Here is a 2,181-nt window from a genome sequence, read left to right as displayed (position 1 = left end):
CGGTGGTCAACGTGCTCAACGCGGATCAGACCTTCGTTACAACATGGAACTGTCGTTAGAAGAAGCGGTTCGTGGTGTTTCTAAAGAAATCGAGATTCCAACGCTGGTTCATTGTGACTCATGTGATGGAAGTGGCGCTAAAAAAGGCTCATCTCCAGAAACGTGTGGCACGTGTCATGGCCATGGTCAAGTTCAAATGCGTCAGGGTTTCTTTGCTGTACAGCAAACCTGTCCAACATGTAACGGCAAAGGCAAGATCATCAAAGACCCTTGTAACTCTTGTCATGGGCAAGGGCGCAAGCAAAAGACGAAGACACTGAATGTTAAGATCCCATCAGGGGTTGATACTGGCGATCGTATTCGTCTTTCAGGCGAAGGTGAAGCGGGAGATATGGGCGCACCGGCAGGTGACCTATATGTACAAGTACACGTAAAAGAACACAATATTTTTGAGCGTGACGGTAACAACCTTTACTGTGAAGTGCCGGTTAGCTTTGCAATGGCCGCGCTTGGTGGTGAAGTTGAAGTTCCAACACTGGACGGTCGAGTTAACCTAAAAGTGCCAGAAGAGACCCAAACCGGTCGCATGTTCCGTATGCGTGGTAAAGGCGTGAAAGGCGTTCGCGGTGGTGGGGTTGGTGATCTATTGGTTAAACTGGTCGTTGAAACACCAGTGAAATTAAGTTCACGTCAAAAAGAATTACTCAAAGAGTTTGAAGAGTCTTGTGGTGGTGATGCTGCTAATAAGCATAAACCAAAATCTGAGGGGTTCTTTAACGGTGTTAAAAAGTTCTTCGATGATTTAACCAGCTAAGAAAAATACCATTAATTAAACAGACCTGCTAACTTAGCAGGTCTTTTTTTGCTTCAGTCAATAGCCTTGTTCCCGCCTTGCTTGTTTTCTATGCTATCACCAGCAATCACTCGGGGCGGTTTCACCTTTCGCGTTAAGTGTCATCTTGTGGTCGCTTGATAGACAAGCATCGTTTGTTTGCCCTTTATCCGTTTGGGCGGTTGCCGTTATGGTATAGGCCGAGGTTGAGGAGCTAACGACCGAAAACTGATACCGTTCACTACTACTATCGCAAACCGTGCAACTCCCAGACGAAACAATACTGCTCCAGCTATAGGTTCCCACGTACCCTTCTTCAAGTAATAGCTGTATTCGCATCATATCCATTTTTGCTGCCGTTCTGTGCGCTTCGATTACATGAGAAGTGTAACTTGGGTAAGCGATCGCCGATAAGATAGCGATGATGGCAACCGTGAATAATAACTCGATCAGTGTCATCCCAACCTGTCTTTTTTTGTATAGGTTACAGCTAATTATTCGAATCATTCCGTGTTGTCCTTATATATTCTCCTTCTATTTTTGTTAGCTGCTAGCATCGATGCAAGTAATTTGATTTTTAAGCAAAAAGTTTTAAGGGGATTTGGGAAATGACTCGCGGCTTTACTTTGTTGGAACTGGTAATAACGATGAGTGTTTGTGGTGTTGTCCTCGCTTTTGCTGCCCCAAACTTTAGCAAGATGATCGAAAGTAGCAAGATGCAACGCCTCGCCACAGAGCTGAACGGATTTTTGATTCAAGCGAGATCGGAGGCTGTGATGCAAAATGAGGCACTCTATGCACATATCTCTTTTCTTGAGGGGACGGTGAACACTACTGGCAGCTGGAGTATCGTATTAGCTGACTCCGATGATTTGAGCACCGCATATCGGATTGCTCACTTTGATGGTAGCCCGTATAAAGGAATAAAGCTGACTCACACGTTCAGTTCTCAACAGGTCTCTTTTGAGGAAATCAGAGGTCGACCTAAATCCGGCAGTTTTGTTTTTCATCCCAAGTTAGACAGTACCAATAAAATTGCCATTAGAACGTCTAACCCACCAGGAAGAATAAGAGTTTGTGGCGTTGAAGGGGACCGATATGGTTATAAAGCTTGCTAAAAATCAGCGAGGAAGCTTATTGCTTGAGTTGATGATTTCCTCGTCGATTGCTCTGATTGCAATCATGGTGATAGGGTCAGTATTTATCAGCGGGCAGCGCATTGCAAAAGAGCGAACTTTGGATCTATTAGTCCTACAAAGTTTGATGACCACAACGTCAATGATGCGAGCAGATATACAGCGTGCGGGTTTTGATGGGGGCCATGGACAATCCGTAGATCGGAAGAGCGG

At 45.0% G+C, this 2,181-nt stretch carries 4 protein-coding genes; 3 read left to right on the top strand and 1 reads right to left on the bottom strand.

Annotated elements, in window-relative coordinates:
* Window positions 1-814, top strand: an 814-nt coding sequence (locus ACP45E_RS20070; RefSeq protein ID WP_069585476.1) for a molecular chaperone DnaJ, incomplete at its 5' end; no start/stop codon positions are given.
* A 96-nt stretch (window positions 815-910) separates the two neighbouring features.
* On the opposite strand, the gene ACP45E_RS20065 is transcribed toward ACP45E_RS20070, so the two are convergent.
* On the bottom strand, window positions 911-1,339 hold the full coding sequence (locus ACP45E_RS20065; protein WP_017038869.1) for a type IV pilin protein: 429 nt from the start codon (window positions 1,337-1,339) through the stop codon (window positions 911-913).
* Between the two features lie 101 nt (window positions 1,340-1,440).
* On the opposite strand from ACP45E_RS20065, the gene ACP45E_RS20060 reads away from it, so the two are divergent.
* Together ACP45E_RS20060 and ACP45E_RS20055 are read left to right on the top strand one after the other, a co-directional pair.
* Window positions 1,441-1,950: a GspH/FimT family pseudopilin gene (locus ACP45E_RS20060; protein ID WP_017038870.1), complete on the top strand. Its 510-nt coding sequence runs from the start codon at window positions 1,441-1,443 to the stop codon at window positions 1,948-1,950.
* A partial coding sequence (locus ACP45E_RS20055; RefSeq protein WP_426511691.1) for a PilW family protein occupies window positions 1,931-2,181 on the top strand: 251 nt, incomplete at its 3' end. The genes ACP45E_RS20060 and ACP45E_RS20055, both read left to right, overlap by 20 nt.

It is taken from the genome of Vibrio genomosp. F10 str. 9ZD137, assembly GCF_049974785.1.
Lineage (GTDB): Bacteria > Pseudomonadota > Gammaproteobacteria > Enterobacterales > Vibrionaceae > Vibrio.
This window is presented reverse-complemented; position numbering and strand designations above follow the sequence as displayed.

Coding starts and splice junctions, on each gene's coding strand:
- ACP45E_RS20065 (WP_017038869.1), bottom strand. CDS start 1,339: ATGATTCGAATAATTAGCTGTAACCTATACAAAAAAAGACAGGTTGGG.
- ACP45E_RS20060 (WP_017038870.1), top strand. CDS start 1,441: ATGACTCGCGGCTTTACTTTGTTGGAACTGGTAATAACGATGAGTGTT.